This window comes from Companilactobacillus ginsenosidimutans, assembly GCF_001050475.1.
In the GTDB taxonomy this organism is placed as follows: domain Bacteria; phylum Bacillota; class Bacilli; order Lactobacillales; family Lactobacillaceae; genus Companilactobacillus; species Companilactobacillus ginsenosidimutans.
The window spans coordinates 691,750-711,688 of sequence record NZ_CP012034.1 but is presented as its reverse complement, the minus strand read 5'-3'; the positions used below and the strand labels follow the sequence as shown (position 1 = coordinate 711,688).

Annotated in this window: 22 protein-coding genes; 19 read left to right on the top strand and 3 right to left on the bottom strand. The window is 35.5% G+C overall.

Annotated elements, in window-relative coordinates; genetic code table 11:
- Position 1: 1 nt before the first annotated feature.
- From ABM34_RS03680 to ABM34_RS03660, 5 genes are all read left to right on the top strand, one after another.
- Entirely contained in the window at positions 2-1,111 is a 1,110-nt protein-coding gene (locus tag ABM34_RS03680; RefSeq protein ID WP_048703502.1) for a nucleotidyltransferase family protein, read from the top strand.
- Positions 1,111-1,650 carry a YceD family protein gene (locus ABM34_RS03675; RefSeq protein ID WP_048703501.1) on the top strand — a complete coding sequence of 180 codons (540 nt, stop codon included), beginning with the start codon at positions 1,111-1,113 and terminating at the stop codon, positions 1,648-1,650. Before ABM34_RS03680 ends, ABM34_RS03675 begins: the two co-directional genes overlap by 1 nt.
- A gap of 74 nt (positions 1,651-1,724) precedes the next feature.
- On the top strand, positions 1,725-3,146 hold the full coding sequence (gndA, locus tag ABM34_RS03670; RefSeq protein WP_048703499.1) for an NADP-dependent phosphogluconate dehydrogenase: 1,422 nt from the start codon (positions 1,725-1,727) through the stop codon (positions 3,144-3,146).
- Between the two features lie 197 nt (positions 3,147-3,343).
- Complete coding sequence (locus tag ABM34_RS03665; RefSeq protein WP_048703497.1) at positions 3,344-4,030, top strand: response regulator transcription factor; 687 nt, start codon at positions 3,344-3,346, stop codon at positions 4,028-4,030.
- Positions 4,027-5,106: a sensor histidine kinase gene (locus tag ABM34_RS03660; protein WP_048703496.1), complete on the top strand. Its 1,080-nt coding sequence runs from the start codon at positions 4,027-4,029 to the stop codon at positions 5,104-5,106. Before ABM34_RS03665 ends, ABM34_RS03660 begins: the two co-directional genes overlap by 4 nt.
- 30 nt (positions 5,107-5,136) lie before the next feature.
- Here the strand turns inward: ABM34_RS03660 and yidC are convergent, their stop codons facing one another.
- Entirely contained in the window at positions 5,137-6,126 is a 990-nt protein-coding gene (yidC, locus tag ABM34_RS03655; RefSeq protein ID WP_048703492.1) for a membrane protein insertase YidC, read from the bottom strand.
- A gap of 57 nt (positions 6,127-6,183) precedes the next feature.
- Positions 6,184-6,459 carry an acylphosphatase gene (locus tag ABM34_RS03650; RefSeq protein WP_048703491.1) on the bottom strand — a complete coding sequence of 92 codons (276 nt, stop codon included), beginning with the start codon at positions 6,457-6,459 and terminating at the stop codon, positions 6,184-6,186.
- Between the two features lie 63 nt (positions 6,460-6,522).
- Between ABM34_RS03650 and ABM34_RS03645 the strand changes: the two genes are divergently transcribed.
- The 14 genes from ABM34_RS03645 to menC all read left to right on the top strand — a co-directional run bounded on the left by ABM34_RS03645 (position 6,523) and on the right by menC (position 19,643).
- Positions 6,523-7,284: a TrmH family RNA methyltransferase gene (locus ABM34_RS03645; protein ID WP_048703489.1), complete on the top strand. Its 762-nt coding sequence runs from the start codon at positions 6,523-6,525 to the stop codon at positions 7,282-7,284.
- Positions 7,285-7,558: 274 nt separating this feature from the next.
- The gene (gene pheS, locus ABM34_RS03640; RefSeq protein WP_048703486.1) at positions 7,559-8,605 is read left to right on the top strand and encodes a phenylalanine--tRNA ligase subunit alpha; all 1,047 of its coding nucleotides are present in this window, start codon (positions 7,559-7,561) and stop codon (positions 8,603-8,605) included.
- A gap of 1 nt (position 8,606) precedes the next feature.
- Positions 8,607-11,015, top strand: coding sequence for a phenylalanine--tRNA ligase subunit beta (pheT, locus tag ABM34_RS03635; protein WP_048703484.1), 2,409 nt, complete (start codon positions 8,607-8,609; stop codon positions 11,013-11,015).
- Between the two features lie 50 nt (positions 11,016-11,065).
- Positions 11,066-12,229: an endolytic transglycosylase MltG gene (mltG, locus tag ABM34_RS03630; protein ID WP_083988255.1), complete on the top strand. Its 1,164-nt coding sequence runs from the start codon at positions 11,066-11,068 to the stop codon at positions 12,227-12,229.
- A 139-nt stretch (positions 12,230-12,368) separates the two neighbouring features.
- A complete protein-coding gene (gene greA, locus ABM34_RS03625) occupies positions 12,369-12,845 on the top strand; it encodes a transcription elongation factor GreA (protein WP_048703479.1) in 477 nt (158 codons plus the stop codon).
- Positions 12,846-12,908: 63 nt separating this feature from the next.
- Positions 12,909-13,205: a HesB/YadR/YfhF family protein gene (locus ABM34_RS03620; RefSeq protein ID WP_048703476.1), complete on the top strand. Its 297-nt coding sequence runs from the start codon at positions 12,909-12,911 to the stop codon at positions 13,203-13,205.
- 38 nt (positions 13,206-13,243) lie between these two features.
- Positions 13,244-15,343: a peptidoglycan D,D-transpeptidase FtsI family protein gene (locus ABM34_RS03615; RefSeq protein WP_083988330.1), complete on the top strand. Its 2,100-nt coding sequence runs from the start codon at positions 13,244-13,246 to the stop codon at positions 15,341-15,343.
- A gap of 84 nt (positions 15,344-15,427) precedes the next feature.
- Positions 15,428-15,577, top strand: coding sequence for a 50S ribosomal protein L33 (gene rpmG, locus ABM34_RS13040; protein ID WP_010623697.1), 150 nt, complete (start codon positions 15,428-15,430; stop codon positions 15,575-15,577).
- A gap of 46 nt (positions 15,578-15,623) precedes the next feature.
- Entirely contained in the window at positions 15,624-16,181 is a 558-nt protein-coding gene (locus tag ABM34_RS03610) for a 5-formyltetrahydrofolate cyclo-ligase (protein ID WP_048703473.1), read from the top strand.
- A 1-nt stretch (position 16,182) separates the two neighbouring features.
- Positions 16,183-16,854, top strand: a complete 672-nt coding sequence (locus ABM34_RS03605; protein WP_048703472.1) for a rhomboid family intramembrane serine protease — start codon at positions 16,183-16,185, stop codon at positions 16,852-16,854.
- Entirely contained in the window at positions 16,847-17,080 is a 234-nt protein-coding gene (locus ABM34_RS03600) for a YqgQ family protein (protein WP_048703470.1), read from the top strand. The genes ABM34_RS03605 and ABM34_RS03600 overlap by 8 nt, the downstream gene beginning before the upstream one ends.
- Positions 17,077-18,039, top strand: a complete 963-nt coding sequence (locus ABM34_RS03595; RefSeq protein ID WP_048703469.1) for an ROK family glucokinase — start codon at positions 17,077-17,079, stop codon at positions 18,037-18,039. Before ABM34_RS03600 ends, ABM34_RS03595 begins: the two co-directional genes overlap by 4 nt.
- A gap of 13 nt (positions 18,040-18,052) precedes the next feature.
- Entirely contained in the window at positions 18,053-18,457 is a 405-nt protein-coding gene (locus tag ABM34_RS03590; protein WP_048703467.1) for a rhodanese-like domain-containing protein, read from the top strand.
- A gap of 58 nt (positions 18,458-18,515) precedes the next feature.
- Positions 18,516-19,643 carry an o-succinylbenzoate synthase gene (gene menC / locus ABM34_RS03585; protein ID WP_048703464.1) on the top strand — a complete coding sequence of 376 codons (1,128 nt, stop codon included), beginning with the start codon at positions 18,516-18,518 and terminating at the stop codon, positions 19,641-19,643.
- Positions 19,644-19,698: 55 nt separating this feature from the next.
- Here menC and ABM34_RS03580 read toward each other — a convergent pair whose 3' ends face one another.
- Complete coding sequence (locus ABM34_RS03580; protein ID WP_048703462.1) at positions 19,699-19,893, bottom strand: DUF3042 family protein; 195 nt, start codon at positions 19,891-19,893, stop codon at positions 19,699-19,701.
- Positions 19,894-19,939: the final 46 nt, after the last annotated feature.

Here is a 19,939-nt window from a genome sequence, read left to right as displayed (position 1 = left end):
AATGACGAAAGTTTTTGGATTTGTTGCGGAGTTCAATCCATTTCATAATGGACACAAAATATTTATTGATGAAATCAGAAAAAAATATCACCCTGATGTATTAATTGCCATTATGTCTGGTAATTATGTTCAGCGGGGTGATTTTGCTGTTTTGGATAAGTGGAAAAGATCAGCTATAGCTGTTGATATGGGTGTAGATCTCGTCGTTGAATTACCGTTTTATGGTGCTGTTCAACCTGCAAATATCTTTGCTGAGACATCAATCGAATTATTGCATCATTTGGGTGTGACTGATTTAGTTTTTGGAACTGAAGAACGGATAGATATGAACATGCTATCTCACCAGTTGATTGCAGATAAAATTGAATTTAAACAAAACTTTAATCAATCATACGCCGATAATTTGAATCAAGAGTTGGAGTCTCAAGGTATTTCTTTGAGAGAAAAGCCTAATAAATTATTGGGTGTGCAGTATATAACGTCAATCATAAGCCGTTCATATATGATTGATGTTCATCAAATAATACGAAATCCGTCAAGATTTAGTGCAACTTATATACGGAAAAATATTGGTTCAGAAAATGGTTTATCAATAGATAAATTAGTTCCAGAAAAGACTCTTTTATCTTTGATGAACACGCCAATATTAACTTGGAATGATTTTTATTTTTTTTTGAGATATAAAATTTTGACGAACTCTACTAATGATTTACAATTAGTGTATCAAATGGTGGAGGGACTAGAATATAAGATCAAGAAGGAAATGCCGACTTCGAAAACTTTTGATGAATTTTTGATGTCAGTGAAATCAAAGCGATACACATTGGCCAGACTTAGACGATTGGCAATGTACACATTGATGAATGTTAATGATAAAGAAATAACTGATTCACAAGCCGATTTATATATCCATGTGTTAGCATTCAATATTACTGGTCAGCGATATTTGAACAAATATAAAAAGAATATAGAAATTCCATTAATTACTAAGGTCGGGAAAACTGAATCGGATTTGATGAAAATTGAATTGAAAGCCGATGCAGTTCGAAAATTAGTTAATGGACAAGAACAAAATTTTGGAGTAATTCCTTATATTAAGGGGGACAACTAATGCTTAACTGGGATGTTCAAGAAGTACGAAAGTACAAGGATAAACCCTTTGATTTTAAAGAAACACTTGATTTACAGGATGAATTGAAAACGAGATATCCAGATATTATTGAATCAAAAGCTGTTGAAGTAAATGGTAATTTATTCAATGATCGAGGTTTGGTTATTTCAGATGTTAAAGTAAGTACAAAGCTCACTGTTCCTTCAACTCGCAGTTTACAACCAGTTGATTTGAACTTACAGTTTAGAATTAATGAAGCATACAACATTGATGGTATAGATACAGAAGAAATTAATGAATATGCGATTATTATTCCGATTGATGAAGAAAATACTACAATTAACGTCTATGAGTCTGTTATTGATAACATACTATTAAACATTCCTACTCAAGTTTTGACTGAAAAAGAGAAAAAAGACGATGTAATGCCATCTGGAAAAGATTGGACTGTTATATCAGAAGATGAGTTTAAAAAGAAGAATGAAGAGGAGCATGTTAACCCTGAATTTGCCAAATTGAAGAATTTGTTCAAAGAATAGGGTTATATATGCGCCTCTTTTCTTTATTTTTGTTAATATAGAATATGAAATAAATTATTATCGGAGGTATAGGTATGAGCAAACCAACAATCGGTGTTATTGGAATGGCAGTCATGGGTAAGAACTTGGCTTTGAATATTGAAAGCCGCGGTTACACTGTCGCCATTTTTAATAGAACTGGCTCAAAAACTGAAAATGTTGCAAAAGAACATGCTGATAAAAATTTGGTACCGAGCTACACAATCGAGGATTTCGTAAATTCTCTTGAAAAACCACGTCGTATAATCATGATGGTTAAAGCTGGAGCTGGTACAGATGCTGTTATCAACGAGTTAATTCCACTTCTTGACAAAGGGGACGTCTTGATTGATGGTGGTAACACATTCTTTGAAGACACAATCGAAAGAAACCAACGTCTTGATAAATCAGGAATTAACTTTATTGGAATGGGTGTTTCTGGTGGTGAATTGGGTGCTCTTCAAGGTCCTTCACTTATGCCAGGTGGACAAAAAGAAGCTTATGATCTAGTTGCTCCAATTTTGGAACAAATTTCAGCTAAAGCCGATGAAGATGGGAAGCCATGTGTTACATATATTGGTGCTAATGGTGCAGGTCACTATGTCAAAATGGTTCACAATGGTATCGAATATGGTGATATGGAATTAATTTCTGAAAGCTACAACTTGCTTTCACACTTGTATAACAACGACTTGAATAAAGTCGCTGATACATTTAAAGACTGGAACAAGGGTGAATTATCCAGTTATTTGATTGATATTACTGCTAATATTTTGACAAGAAAAGACGATCAAGGTTCTGATGACTTTATCGTCAACAAGATTATGGATAAAGCCGGTAACAAGGGTACTGGTAAATGGAGTTCACAAAGTGCTTTGGAACTTGGTGTTCCACAATCACTAATTACTTCAGCTGTGTATGGCCGTTATATTTCTGCATACAAAGATGAACGTGTTAAAGCAAGCAAGGTCCTTGATGGTCCTAAGGCCGCTCCTGACATTAATGTCGATGAGTTTGTTGAAAAAATCCGTAAGGCCTTGTACTTCAGTAAAATCATGAGTTATGCTCAAGGATTTGCTCAAATGAAGGCTGCCGGTGAACACTATGATTGGGATCTTGATTTTGGTAAGATTGCCCAGATCTGGCGTGCTGGTTGTATCATTAGAGCCCAATTCTTGCAAAAGATTACTGATGCGTATGACAAAGATGCCAATTTGGATAACTTGTTACTTGATGACTACTTTGAAAATATTGTTGAAAACTATCAAGATGCTATTCGTGATGTTGTTAGTTATGCTGTTAAAGCTGGAATTCCAGTTTCAGGATTTATGTCAGCAGTTTCATATTACGATCAATATCGTTCCGAAGTATTGCCTGCTAACTTGATTCAAGCACAAAGAGATTTCTTTGGTGCACACACATACGAGAGAAATGATAAGCCAGGTATTTTCCACTATTCTTGGTATGAAGAACAATAATTATTTCTGTCAAAAGTTCCAATGTCCACTTGCTGGATATTGGAACTTTTTTGTTTTCTAATATAAAATAATTCACTTTAACTATTTTTAATATTTGTAATATGTTAAAATCTTTATTGCATTGCCTTGCAAAAGGTGAGATAACGGTTAATAATTAAGGTTAATTAAATTTTATTTAATATACGGGAGAAAAAGGTATGGCTAAGATATTAGTTATTGAAGATGAAGAGAACATGGCCAAGTTTGTTCAACTTGAACTTCAACATGAGAATTATGAAGTAAAAGTTGCTACAGATGGACGTACAGGTCTTGAAGCAGCACTGAATGAAGATTGGGATTTGATTTTACTCGATCTTATGTTGCCTGAACTAAACGGTATCGAAGTATGCCGTCGAGTTCGACAAGAAAAAAATACACCCATCATCATGATGACTGCCAGAGATTCTATTATTGATAGAGTATCCGGCTTGGATCACGGTGCTGATGATTACATCGTAAAACCATTTGCAATTGAGGAGTTGCTTGCAAGAATCCGGGCTTTGCTCAGACGTATTGATTTGGATATCGATGTTACTAGAAATAATGATCAAGTTTTGAAGTATAAGAACTTAGTCATTGATAAAACAACACAAACATTAAAACGTAATGGTGAAGTTATTGATTTAACTAGAAGAGAATACGATCTACTCAGTGCCCTTATGGAAAACGTTGGCACTGTTTTAGGTCGTGACGACTTGCTCGAACGTGTTTGGGGAACAGGTTCAAGTACTGAAACAAACGTTGTTGACGTTTATATTAAGTACCTCAGAAATAAGATTGACCGTGGTGGAGCACCAAGTTACATTTCAACTGTTCGTGGAAAAGGTTATGTGATGAGACGATGAGAATCTCGATCAGATTCAAATGGACTTTCTTCATATCCATAATTATTCTTGCAGCGTATTTGATTGTTGCGTATGTTGCGTACAACACAGTTGATAATGTTGCGAGTGCTACGGTCACCCATGATTTTTTTATTAAATTGGTTTGGATTGGAATCATTGTTGTTCTGGCTGGTATTGTAATCAGCTTCTTTGCTTCAACGGCTGTATTGCGGTATTTGAAAGTCGTCAATAATACAATTGATGATTTGAATAAGAAACCTGATTCTGATTCACGTATTAAAGTTAGAAAAAGTAATGATGAATTATATGATTTAACGGTTAATATCAATAAGATGCTTGATAGAATGCAAGCTTATACCAATCAACAAAAAGAATTTGTTGAGGATGTCTCTCATGAATTGAGAACTCCAGTTGCTGTGCTTGAAGGACATTTAAGTATGCTACAACGATGGGGAAAAGATGATCCTGAAGTTTTGGCAGATTCCATAACATCATCACTACAAGAATTAAAACGTATGCAGTCGTTAATTCAAGAGATGCTGGATCTTACTCGTGTAGAGCAAATTGATAGTGAGTATTTGGAACAAGAAACAGAAGTTGAGCCACTATTTACCCAAGTTTATAATGACTTCAAAATGTTGCATCCTGATTTTGCTGTCAATTTTGATGATGATATTGAACCTGGTAGCAAAGTTAAAATTTATCGCAATCATTTAGAACAAGTATTGGTAATTTTGCTGGATAATGCATTCAAGTATTCAGGTGATAGAAAAGAAATTAATCTAGCTGCTTCGACTAATGAAGCACTGCTTGAAGTGGTTGTTCAAGACTATGGTGTAGGAATCGCTAAAAAGGACCTTAAACAAGTTTTCAACCGTTTTTACAGAGTTGATAAGGCTCGGTCGAGAAAACGCGGAGGAAATGGTCTAGGGCTTTCTATCGCCAAACGATTGATTGAAATCTATCAAGGTACGATAACAGTTGAAAGTGTAGTCGGTTCTGGAACTGTATTTAGAATTGAATTGCCAATTGTTAATTCGGAACTTGATAAAAATATGGCAAACAAAAATGACTAAATCAATTTGATTTAGTCATTTTTTCTGTGGTTATTCTTTAGGCTTGTTTTGTTTGCCTTTGTTAAGTTCACGTGCACTCTTATGTGCTTTGCTTTCACTAGAACCACCATTTGAACTGCCCGATGAATTGCTTGAACTTGATGGACCACCAGCCATAATTTTGGCAATTGATTCTTCAGTAACAACAATCTTAACAGGATGGTCTTTTAAGTTTGCATCCGCTTGTTTACGGATTTTTGGAGTCATGATGTAGTTTGTAATTAATTGTTGAATTAAAAGAACCACACCACCAGCTAGGAAGTAAAGTGCAAGTGCAGCAGATGAAATCATTGAAATGAAGAATGTCATAACAGGATTCATCCATAGCATTGTTTGCATTTGCTTTCTTTGTTCTTGTGGAACGACTTGTAGTGACAACCATGATTGAATAATGTAGAAGACCGTTGCTACAATAGTAATTACTAAACTTGGTTGACCAAGAGGAATATTCATAAATGTGGCAACACCAATTTCTTGTGAATATTGCACAGCTTGGTAAATAGCAATCAAAATAGGGAATTGAAGTAATAATGGCAAACAACCAATTCCACCAGTCAAGCTGATGTTGTTTTGTTTATAAACATCCATCATAAGTGCACTGATTTTTTGTTGTGTTGCTGGATCCTTAGCTTCTTTTTGTTTTGCCTGAATCAACTTCAATTGTGGTTGAACAGCACGCATTTTTTCTTGTTGTGCTGTTGATTTGTATTGTTGGTTCAATGAAAGTGGAAGTAATAGCAATCTAACTACAAAGGAAATGATAACAATTCCCCATGCGTAGGCATCACGACCACCAACATGTTTAGCTGTAGCAAGTATCAAGTTTTGGAAGGGAGTTCCTAACCACTTGTATACAAATCCGTAAGGACCGCTTGTAGGTGCGTGTTGAACACCGGTTCTAGCAGTACAGCCAGTAAGAACAACTGCGAAAATCACGATAAGTGATAACACAGAAATGTACTTCATTATTTTTTTATTCAATTGTAAACCACCTTTTAAAAAATCATATAAACAATATACGTTAACTTAATAAGCGTTTCAACCGGTCACACTAAACTTTTTGTAATTTTTAAGGTTGTCTGAAAAATCATAGTCAACAGTTTTAACTCTAGCAAATGGAGAAGGTGATTCCCTGATCTTTTGTAAAAAAGTATATAGCTTCATTTCTTCGCCTTCAGCTTCAATTGTGACTGAGCCATCCATTTCATTTTGGACGGTACCAGTGATATCCAATTCCACTGCAACCTGCAGAACAGAATATCTAAATCCAACTCCTTGAACAAGTCCATAAACTTGCATTGAAAGATGCTTCATCTAAATCACTCCAACTTCGTGAATATGTTACTCTTATAAGTATAAAACAAGAAGGAAGAACATATGAAATATATTGAATCTAAGAAAAATGAAGAGATCAAACAGATTAATAAATTAAATAAGACAAAAGAAATTAAGAAGACCGGCACTTATTTGATTGAAGGCTTCCATCTTGTGCGCGAAGCCGATGAAAATAACCAAAAAATTCTAACTATAATTGTTACGGAGAAAAATGAAGAAGATCAATTGGTTAAAAAATATTATGATAATGCACTTGTAGTTTCAGATGATATTGCCAAAGGTTTGTCAGATACAACAACACTGCAAGGTATTTTTGCAGTCATTAAGATTAATGAGCCAGAAGAAATACCAACTTTAAACGGACAATGGGTAATTCTAGCAAACGTTCAAGATCCTGGTAATGTCGGAACTATCGTTAGGACTGCCGATGCTGCAGGTTACGATGGTGTAATTACAAGCTTGGATTCAGCAGATATTTATCAACCAAAGGTTCAACGTTCGATGCAAGGAAGCCAATTCCATTTACCAATCTACAGATTGGATTTACAAGACGCTATTTCGCGTGCAAAGGATGCTGGATTAACAGTTTATGGATCTGAAGTTAATGATCAAGCAGTTCCTTATAATACTTTGAACAAAGTTGATAATTTTGCTTTGATAATGGGTAATGAGGCTCATGGTTTAAGCGAAGATGCTTTACAAATGACTGATCAAAATATCTATATTCCTATTCTTGGAAAAGCAGAATCGCTAAATGTTGCAGTTGCTGCAGGTGTATTAATGTACGGATTAAAAGACTTCTAAAACTTGCAAAACTATTTTCATTTTGTATAATTGTTTCATACGAATAGTTTAGATGTTGAAGAAAAGTAGTAGTTGAATTTGTTTATGACAGGAAGAGCCTTATAACTGGAAGCGGCTTGATAAACTAATCAATGAATTCACTTTTGGAGTCTAACAGTCAAGTTACTATATAACTTTTGAGTGCACACATGACGTGTGAACTAGGGTGGTACCGCGAGTCCTCGTCCCTTTTTTGGGAGAGGACTTTTTTATTGCTTAATATTAGGAGGCAGACATGTCATTAAATGATCGACTAAAAGAACTTCGTGAAAGCGGAATTAACGATGCTAAACGAGCTGAGAGATTACAAGAATTAAATGATTTACGTGTCCAATTACTTGGTAAAAAGGGACCAATTACACAAGCTTTACGTGGAATGAAAGATGTTCCAAAGGAAGAAAGACCTGAAATTGGAACATTAGCGAATAATGTTAAAAACGACATTCAAGCTGCGATTGAAAGCAGAATGGCTGAAGTTAACCAGCATATTATCGAACAAAAATTAAAACAGGAAACACTTGATGTTACACTTCCTGCACAATCTCATGAAATAGGAACAAGGCATATTCTCAATCAAACAATTGAAGATATCGAACAATTCTTCATTGGATTAGGCTATGAGGTTGCTCCTGGATATGAAGTTGAAGAGGATCATTATAACTTCGAAAGACTAAACATTCCCAAGAATCACCCCGCACGTGATATGCAAGATACTTTTTATATTACCAATGAATTATTAATGCGTACTCAAACTTCTGCGCAAGAAGGTCGTGATATGGATGCCCATGATTTCTCAAAGGGTCCTTTGAAAATGATCTCACCAGGTGTTGTTTATCGTCGTGATGATGATGACGCAACTCACTCACATCAATTCCATCAACTAGAAGGATTGGTTGTTGATAAGAATATTAGTATGGCAGATTTGAAGGGAACTCTTGAAGCCCTTTGCCGCCATGTCTTTGGTCCTGATCGTAATATTCGTTTCAGACCAAGTTTCTTCCCATTCACCGAACCATCTGTTGAAGTTGATGTTTCTTGTTTCAATTGTGGTGGAGAAGGTTGTCGCATTTGTAAGTATACCGGCTGGATTGAAGTTCTAGGTGCCGGATTGACTCATCCTAACGTATTAGAGATGTCAGGCATTGACTCTAAAGTGTACAGTGCATTCGCATTTGGATTGGGACCTGAGAGATTTGCCATGCTCAAATATGGTGTTGATGATATACGTGATTTCTATACAAACGATATTAGATTCTTAAATCAATTCAAAGGAGTAAATTAATATGAAAATTTCATTAGATTGGTTAAAGGAATATATTCCCGTCAATCATACTGTTGAAGAAATAGCTAATAAAGTTTCCTTAACTGGTATTGAGTCTGCTCCTGTAAAATTGGGTGAGGATTTATCAAATCTTGTAGTGGGTCATATCACTGATATCAAGCCACATCCAGATTCAGATCATCTTAACTTATGTCAGGTCGACATTGGTGAATCGGAAGATGTTCAAATTGTCTGTGGAGCTCCTAATGTTGCTAAAGACCAATATGTAATTGTTGCTTTAGATGGTGCTGACCTTCCTGCTGGTAAAAAAATTAAGCGCGGAGAAATCCGTGGTCAAGAGTCAAATGGTATGATTTGTGGCTTAGATGAGTTAGGCGTTAAGGAGAACTTAGTACCTGTTAAATATCAAAAGGGAATTTTTGTTTTCCCTGAAGCTGAGAAGCCTGGATCTGATGCAAAGGAACTTTTAGGCTTAAATGACCAGATGGTTGATCTTGATATCACGCCTAACCGTGCTGATACATTGGGTATGCGTGGAGCTGCCTGGGAAATTGGAGCTACATACGATGAGAAACCATCATTTACAAATCCTGAAATTGCTGAATCAAAAGTTAAAAATGTTTCTGATGTGAACATTGATGTTAAAGCGTCAGATTTGGTTATTGATTATCTTGCTAGAACGATGACTAATGTAACTATTGGTGAAAGTCCACTTTGGATTCAAAGACGTCTTTGGAATCAAGGGATTCAACCAGTTAATAATGTTGTTGATGCAGCCAATTATGTCATGATTGAGTTTGGAGAGCCTATTCAAGTTTATGATTTGGATAAATTGGATAATAAGTCTATTACAGTTGAGATGGCAAAAGAAGGTCATAAATTAGTTTTAGATTCTAAGAATACTAAAGATTTGAGTAATAAAGATTTAGTGATCAATACTGGGGATACAACAATTGGATTAGCCGGTGTTGCTGGTGGAACAGAAGCTGCAGTAACTTCTGATACTAAAAATATTTTGATTGAAAGTGCCGCATTTGATGGTGCATCGATTAGAAAAGCTGCCCAAAGACATGATTTACGTGGGGATGCTTCAAACAGATTTGAAAAAGGCGTCGACAACGGTGCAGTAGAAATTTCATTAAATCGTACAGTTCAATTGATTGATTCAATTGCTGATGCCTCATCAATTTCTCAAGTGTTGGTGGGAAAAGAGACTCCAGCAAAACCAACCGTAATTAAAGCATCAGTTTCACACGTCAATAGACTCATGGGTATTGAATTAAGTACACCGGAAATGATTAAAATTTTAGATAGACTCGGATTTTTGGTAGAACAAGACAATGATGAATTGACTGTTACAATTCCCACACGTCGCTGGGATATGTCCATTGAAGCCGATTTAATTGAAGAAATAATGCGTATTTATGGATATGACAATCTTAAAGGAACATTACCATCTGGAAATGAGACTAATGGTGGTTATACTCCACAACGTACATTCATCAACAAACTTAAAGATGTCTTATTAAGTGAAGGAATGGATGAAGCAATTAACTTTGCGTTGGTAAGTAAAAAAGAAGTTAACGATTTTAACGTAATCAAAACAAATTTAACTCGTGTATTGCATCCGATGACTGAGGATCACGAATATTTAAGAACTAGTTTAATTCCTGGCTTGATTAAAAATATTGCTTACAATAAAGCTCGTAATAATTCCGATATTAGTCTTTTTGAAGAAGGACGTATTTTCGATCGTGATGAGGGTACTGATCGTCCAAACGAAGTTGAATATATTGCTGGAGCGATTAGTGGAAACGCTGGTTCCGATTCATGGAACACGAAAGCAAAACCATTTGATTTTTATGATATTAAAGGAATTGTTGAAGAATTACTTGAATTTATCAACGTTGAAGGTACATTTGAATTTTCACCAAATTCAGACATTGAAAATATGCATCCTGGACAAACAGCAATGATTATGATGGATGATAGAGCAATGGGATTCGTTGGAAAAATTCATCCTGCATATCAAGCTGATCACAATATTGATGATACCTATGTTTTTGAATTGAACGTTGATGATTTGCTTGCATTGGGTAAGAAGAACGTTAAAGCACAAAGTGCACCTAAATATCCAAGTGTGAGTCGTGATCTTGCTATTCTTGTTAGCAAAGACATTGCAAGTGGGGATATTGTTAAGGATATTTTCGCCAATGGTGGAGAATATCTTAAAGATGTTAATATCTTTGATGTTTATCAAGGTAAAAATATTGAAATTGGCCACAAATCTCTTGGATATCATTTGATTTTCCAGAACCCAAATGATACATTGACAGACGATACTGTTGAACAAGCATTCACTCAAGTTAAAACTGGTTTAATTAATAAATTTGACGTAGAAGTTAGATAATTGAATGAAAAGTAATGGTATAATTTTAATAAATCAAACCGGGAGGCTGCATCTTGAGCCAAAAAGATGAAAAAAAAGATGCACTAAAACGTGAATCCGAAGAAAAAATAACAACGCGTGCTAAAGAACGTTCAGTTGCTAATCATATTGCATACTGGATTGTTGGTGTTATTGCTGTTTTAGCCATAATTGTTGCAATCATTGGATTTAATTACGTTAATAGTTCACTTCAACCTTATGATTCAAAGAATGATGCTGATATTGTAGTTAAAGTTCCAATCGGATCTTCAAGTAAAGATATTGCTAAGCAATTGGAATCTGAAAAAGTTATTAAGAGTGCCAGTGTGTTTAATTTCTACATTAAAGCTCACAACTTTACTGATTTTCAAGCAGGATACTATGCGTTCAAACAATCAATGCCAATGAGTGGCGTTGTGAACAAGCTGAATAAAGGTGGTAGCGCAGAAGTGCCTGTCAGTGCTAAGAACAAGGTAATTGTGCGTGAAGGTATCACAATTGACCAAGTTGGGGATGCTATTCAAAGCGGAACCAAAAATAGTGTTAAATTCAAAAAGTCTGACTTTATGAAATTAATGAAAGATCAAAGTTATTTGAATTCATTGGCTAAAAAGTATCCAGAACTTCTAAGTTCATCTATGAAACAAAAGAATGTAAGATATCACTTGGAAGGATATTTAGCTCCAGCAACTTATGCTGTGTACAAAGGAATTACTCTCAAACAACTGGTAAACTCAATGGTTTCAAATGAAAATACCGTTCTTCAACCTTATTATTCAACAATTAAAGAGAAGGACATGACTGTTCACCAAGTTCTTACATTAGCATCTCTAGTTGAACGTGAAGGTGTTACATCTGAAGACCGTGCTAAAATTGCCGGTGTATTCTTCAATCGTTTTGATGTAAACATGCCAATACAATCTGACATTTCAGTTATGTATGCATTGAATACACATAAAACAAAGTTGTCGAATAAAGATACTAGTGTTAAATCTCCATATAACTTGTATAAACATACAGGATATGGTCCTGGTCCATTTAACACACCAAGTAGAGATTCTATTCAAGCTGTCTTGAATCCAACGGATAGAAGTGCTAATTACTTATACTTCTTCGCTGATTTGAAGACGGGTAAGATTACATATTCTAAGACATTCAAGGAACACCAAAGTAGATATGATTCACTAGATCAATAGTGTAGAATAGCTATCATACAAAATGTCATCTAATCATATTTGGTTAGATGACTTTTGAAGTTGTACGATGTTCAAGGTTTGGAAAGCCTAATATTTCCAAAATATTAATTTGAATCATTGATTCATGGAGGAATTTAAAATGGCAGAAAAAAGCTATCCAATGACAGCTGAAGGTAAGAAAAAACTCGAGGAGGAATTAGAAAACCTCAAGAAAGTTAAACGTCCCGAAGTTATCAAACGTATAAAAATTGCCAGAGGATTTGGTGATTTGTCAGAAAATTCTGAATACTCATCAGCCAAAGATGAGCAAAGTGTTGTAGAATCACGAATTTCACAAGTTATTGAAATGATCCAATATGCAAATGTTGTTGATACTGACGATGTTGCACATGATGAAGTTTCTGTTGGTAAAAAGGTTACTGTTCAAGAAGATGATGATGAGCCAGAAGAATATATTATTGTTGGTTCAGCTGAATCAGATCCAGATTCAGGTAAAATCTCAAATAATTCTCCAATTGCCAAAGCTTTAATTGGTAGACACGTTGGTGATGATGTCGAGGTTCAAACACCTGCTGGGAGTTACACTTTAACAATCAAAGCCGTTGATGTTGCCTAAAGAAAACGTTTTCTGGTAAGCTTACTGCATGTGGTTTATTATATAAACGATGAGGTGAGTCAAATGAAGATTGAAATTAGTGATAAAGCAGCAAAATGGTATGAAGAAAACGTAGGAATCAAGGCTGGAGACGGTATCAGATTCTACGGTAAAGTTTACGGAAAAACTATGGTTCATGAGGGATTTTCAATCGCATTTAGAAAAGAAACACCGGTTAAACCGGAGTCTAGCACAGTGGTAAATGACATTACTTATTTCATCACTGATAATGACACATGGTTCTTCGAAAGATACGATTTGGATGTCGAATACGATCCTGAAATTGATGGTCCAAAGTATATTTTTAAATCAAATGAATAAGGATATAGTATTTTGAAGGGAAACCTATGAAGAGAATACTGGAAATAATAAGAAAAAGAACAGGTAGTCAAGCGAAGTCTACTATTCCGTTTCGTTTAAACCTGCTTTTTTTTATTGTCTTTGCATTGTTCGCACTTTTAGTCGGACAATTAGCTTACCTCCAGATTGTGTATGGAGGTAAGTTTCAAGCAGAGGTCGATAGAACTGACAAAACAGTAATGCAGGGCAATGTACCTCGTGGAATGATTTATGACTCTAAAGGTAGACTACTAGTTGGTAACTCTACTGAGAGTGCAATTACTTATACAAAGAGTGCCAGTGTCAAGAGTGAGGATATTTATCAAATAGTTGATCGACTAACTAAATATGTCACTGTGAAAAAAGGCAAACTTTCAGAACGAGATAAGGCAGATTATATTTTGGCCCAAAAGGGTCGTTCGGCTGCAATTGCAAAGTCGATGCCAAAATCTTATCGTCAAGATTCCGATGGCAACGCATATTCTGCTAACAAACTATATGCAAATGAAGTTAAATATGTTCAGGAACAAGGTATCCATCTTTCTCAATCTCAATTAGAGAAAGCAACCATATTCAAAACAATGAGTTCTGCATATGCGCTTTCTACTGTTTTTGTTAAAGATCAAGGTCTGACTTCAAAGGAAATTGCTGAAGTAAGTGAACATTTAACAGAGTTGCCAGGGGTTAGTGTTGGAACCAATTGGAATCGTGAATATCCACAAGGTAAGTCCATCGCAAGTATCATTGGTGGAGTGTCGACTGAACAACAAGGTATTCCAGATGATGAACTTAATATCATGTTAGCTTCTGGATACTCTCGTAATGATCGTGTTGGTACAAGTTATCTTGAAAAGAGTTATGAATCCATCCTTGCTGGTACGAAGAGCCAAAGACAAGTTGAAATTGGTTCGAATAATCAAATTAATAGCAGTAAAGAGATTTATGCAGGTCAAAAAGGTGGAAATTTGAATCTTACAATAGATTCGGAATTCCAAAAGAAAGTTCAAGATACTTTGAACTCTGAATTCGCTGCAGCAAAGGGTGCCGGTATTACACAATATTCAGATGGTGCTTATGCAGTTGCAATGAACCCACAGACTGGTGCGATTCTAGCAATGGCTGGTGTTCGAAATAATACCAAAACTGGAAAAACGACTGAGGATGCACTTGGTGTAATCAATAGAACCTTTGTTATGGGTTCTGCTGTTAAAGGTGCTACAGTGCTTGGAGCGTTGATGGATGGTGTAATTACACCTGAAAACAATACGTTGCCTGATAATCCAATTTATTTGCCAGGTACTCCAGTTAAGAAGTCTGTTTATCCAATTGGAACGTATAGTTCATTAACTGCACAAAAAGCTCTAGAAGTTTCTTCCAACGAATATATGATGGCGTTGGCTTTAAAAGAAGCCAAGGCTACATATGTTCCAAGTAGACAAATTAAGATGGATCCAAACATCTTCCAAACAATGAGAGGATACTTCAATCAGTTTGGACTCGGGGTTAAAACGGGAATTGATATTTCCGGAGAAACAAAGGGAATTGAAGGTGCAACAAAGAATAGCGCAGGACAACTGAAGACCGGTTCAGCTCTTGATTTGTCTTACGGTAACTATGATGCCTATACATTGATTGAAATGGCTCAATACATATCTACCATTGCTAATGGTGGATATCGTTTGAAGCCATATATCGTTCAGTCAATCCAGAAGACCCGTAATGATGGTAAGAAGGGTGCTGTTGAATCCGTTACTAAACCATCTGTATTAAATAGGGTTGGTTTTACCAATGATGAATTGCAAGTTGTTAAAACTGGTATGTACAACGTTGTTCATGGGACAGATGGATGGACAACTGGTACCAGGTTAAAGGATATTTCTCCATCAGTATCAGCAAAAACTGGTACTGCACAATCCTTCTACTATAATCCAGATGATCCTAACAACCCCGATCCACCATCAACAATTACAACTAGTTTGGTATCATTTGGACCATCCGATAACCCTAACATTGCTATGGCTATTGTTTTCCCTAATCTTTCTTCGGAGAATGGTAACTATCCACAATTGGTGGCTCATCAGATGTATGAGGATTACTACAAATTGACTGGACAGAAGTAAAATTCGCCCTTTTAATATGTTTGAAAAAATGATATATTTAATTAGTTGAATTTAGTTAAGTATTTATGAAAGGATGTTCCAGTAATGAGAGTAAATATAACAATGGAATGTACTTCATGTCATGAACGTACATATCTTACAAGCAAAAGCAAACGTAATAGCCCTGATCGTTTAGAGCTTAAGAAATATTGCCCACGCGAACGCACTGTTACATTGCATCGCGAAACAAAATAAACAACAGGTATAATTCCTGTTGTTTTTTTTTACTGGAGGTGGCTTTTTGGATAAAGTAAGTTTTAGAAAACAGCAAATTGATACTGTAAACAAATTTATGAAAACTGAACAAGCACAAAAAGAAATTAACGAAATTTATCTTCAGTTATTTTCCAATTTAGATTTTCGAAATGCTAAATCTATTGGAATAACCCTAAGTATTGATAAAGAAATTCCAACCTTTCCAATAATCAACAAATGTTGGGAAGATGGTAAAAAAGTATATATTCCTAAAACATTTAGTGATTATTCAATGACCTTTGTTAATTATGAGAAGGATACTGAACTTGAAACTAGCAGTTTTGGAGTAAGAGAACCAAAAGAGTATCAATCTAATGTTATGAATCCACCAGAATTGATCATTGTTCCTGGCGTTGCCTTTTCAAAAGAAGGCAATAATCGTTTAGGGTTTGGGGCAGGCTATTATGATCGTTACCTTGCACAGCATCCAACAAAGACAATTGCGCTTGCTGTTTCTAGACAATTTTTTGTTCAAGCACCATGGCCAATCTACACATTGGATAAGCCAGTAGACCAAATCATTTCAGTCGCAGAGGAAGAATAATATGTCATTCAGACGAGATAGTCCTTATGTTACTTGGATTTTATTGATTGGTATCGCAGTCGTATTTTTACTTGAATCATTGTCTGGCGGTTCTCAGAATGTTGATACTTTAATTTATTTCGGTGCAAAAATTAATTCACTGGTTCAAGGTGGTGATTGGTGGAGATTGATTACTCCTATTTTTATTCATATTGGAGTTATTCACATTTTGACTAATGGTTTTACACTTTATTTTGTTGGTCGAATTCTGGAACCGTTAATTGGACACACAAGATTTTTCTTAATATTCATGTTAAGTGGGATCACTGGTAACCTTGCAAGTTTTGCATTTGGAGCAAACAATACAATTGCTGCTGGTGCAAGTACTTCTTTATTTGGATTATTTGCTGCTTTCTTGGCACTTGCAATGATATATCGTGAAAATCATTTTCTTGGAGAATTGGGTAAGACATTTTTAGCTCTAATTCTTATTAACTTAGCGTTAGATTTTTCGATGACCGGAATTGATATTTGGGGACACATTGGTGGTGCAGTCGGAGGATTCCTACTTGGAATTGCTTTTGGGTTACCAGGTATTAAGCGTCCAAATATTTTCATCAGGATTATTGCATTTGTTGCATGTCTAGCTGTGTCATATTTCATGTACACAAAGGGAATGGTCGTTTATGGATAATAAACAAAGTTTTAGGACTCTATACGACGTTCAACAATTGTTGAAGAAGTTCGGTACTTATGTTCATCTTGGTAAACGAATATGGGATATTGAATTAATGTCCATAGAGTTGAAAAATATTTATAATAATGAAATGATAGATAAACAAACTTTTATTAAAGCTCAAATGATTTTAAAATCGGAGCATCGTAAAGAAGAAAAAAAGGAAGAGGAACGATCAAAGTGACTGATAAAAAACTAATCGGTGTTGACCTTGGTGGTACAACAATTAAATTTGCCATCCTTACAGTTAAGGGTGAAATCCAACAAAAATGGAGTATTGAAACTAATATTCTATCTGATGGTCAATTAATCATACCTGACATTATTGATTCAATTAATCATCACTTGAAGATGTATAGTATGGAAGCTGATCAATTTGTTGGAATTGGTTTAGGCTCACCAGGTACAATTAATTTTAAAGATGGTACTATCAAGGGTGCATATAACTTAAACTGGCAAAACTCAGTTTATCCAGTAAGAGATATTGAAAAAGGTACTGGTATTCCTGTTACTATCGAAAATGACGCCAATGTTGCCGCATTAGGTGAAAGATGGATGGGTGCTGGTAACAATGCTGATGATGTTGTATTCGTTACATTAGGAACTGGTGTTGGTGGTGGAATTATCGCCAATGGTCAAATTCTTCATGGTGCCGGTGGTGCTGCTGGAGAAATTGGACATGTTACAGTTGATCCTGATGGCTTCATGTGTACATGTGGCAAACGTGGTTGTTTGGAAACAATTGCTTCAGCTACTGGTGTTGTTCGTGTTGCACGTGATCGTGCTTCAGAATATGCTGGTAAGTCAGAATTGAAAGCTACTTTAGATGATGGACAAGATATTTCTGCCAAGGATGTCTTTGATTTAGCTAAAGAAAACGATGACCTTGCAATGATCGTTGTTGACTATGTTTGTGAGTCACTAGGATTTGCATTAGCAAATATTGCAAACTCACTCAATCCTAAATATGTAATTATCGGTGGCGGTGTTTCTGCTGCAGGTAAGTTCCTAAGTGATAAAGTTGATGCTGCCATGAGAAAATATGAATTTGCCACAATAAAAGCATCAACTTCACTTAAGCTAGCTAGTTTAGGTAACGAAGCTGGAGTTATCGGTGCTGCTTCACTGATTAAAGTTGATTAGAGGGATTTTTTAAATGCAAGTTGTAAATATTATTTTATATGTCATTGTTATCGCAGTTTTACTATATTGGGGTGGTTCTTGGCTTTACTATCGTTATCAAGGTAAAAAACTTGGTGGTGAGATTAGTCAAAAAGAATTTGAATCAAGTATGCGTAAAGCTCAAATTGTTGATTTGAGAGAAAAAAGTAATTTTGACTCAAAACACATTTTAGGTGCAAGAAATTTACCATATTCGCAGCTCAAGTATGTTGAAGGTGACTTACGCCCTGATTTGCCAGTTTATTTATATGACGAACGTAAAAACACATGTATCCGTGCCGCATTGAAGTTTAAAAAATGGGGATTTACAGATGTTAAGTGGATGGAAGATCGTTTTACTGACTGGACTGGAAAGACAAAGAAAACAACAAAGATATAGAATTTAATGAAAGAGCTGAGACAATTAGTGTCCCAGCTCTTTATTTATAGGTGAATATATGCAAATAATAGAATACAAAATGCATCAATTTTTCATGAAGTTAAAAACTCCCTATCGGTTTGCTGAATCGACTTATCGAGTTCGCCCAATAAACATTTTGGCAATTAAGGACGAACTTGGTAATGTTGGACTTGGAGAAGTCGAGGCTTTCCAATTTCCAAACTATATTGATGAGATTCAGTCAGAATGCGTCCGAAGTTTAAATAAGCGCATCATGCCATTATTGGGCTCGAAAGATTATGATACACCGTTTGAATTCAGCCGTTTTATCAATTCAACTAATGGACCATTCATGGGCAGAGCAGCTGCTGAGATGGCTATCTGGGATTTATTTGCAAAGCGGAATAATATTTCTGTACAGAAGTTGATGTCGTTGGCAGTAGGTGATTCTGGAAAATTGAAGACCAGTGTTCCAGTTGGCGTCGCAATTGGCATTAAGAGCAATTCACAGCAGATAATCGATGAAATCCATTCTCAATTAAACAAAGGTTATACTCGAATCAAGTTGAAAATAAATCATTCTTATACTTTGAAAATGTTAGAAGAAGTTAGAACTGAATTTCCTCACGTTTTGATGATGTTAGATGCTAATTCGCAATTTGGTTTGAAAGACAGTTCATTTTTTAAAAATATCGATGGGTTAAATTTTGCAATGATTGAACAACCATTGGGTAAAAAAGATTTACGCGATCATGCGAAATTGCAAGAGAGAATTAATACACCCATTTGTTTAGATGAAAATATATTCACCAGTGAGGATATTTGGAAAGTTATCAATAGTGGTGCTGGCAAAATTATCAATATGAAACTTGCTAGGGTTGGTGGAATCGCGAATGCATTAGCTATGTCTTCATTGTCAGAAAGCCATGGACTGAAAGTCTGGTGTGGAGGCATGTTGGAAACTGGTATAGGTCGCGCATTTAATTTGGCACTTGCAAGTCAAAAGTTCTATAGTTTTCCAGGTGATATTTCAGCTTCGGATAGATATTATGAAAATGATTTGATAAATGAGACGTTTACACTGAACAATGGAAAAATTGATGTACCAACTAGTCCAGGCCTAGGTGTCACATTGAATGAGTCTAGTCAAAATGCTTTTAACGGTGATGAGTGGATTAAGATATAAAAAAAGAAGCTTGAATGAAAATTCAAAGCTTCTGTAAATATTATATTTATCTGTATTAACCTTGGTGAGCTTGTAGGCTCTTTCTGTTTGCACGACGACGGTTAGCTTCAATTCGTTCATTTTCAGCATCTTCAGGTTCAATTACTGTTTTCTTGAAAGCATGTAATGCACCATAAACTGCTGTAGCCGTTGTTAGTGATCCAAACAGGAAGCCTTTAACAAAGCGAAATCTTTTTTCTTTTTTTGCCATATTAATTCCTCCAATCTTCAAATACCATTATGACTTACTTTGTTAA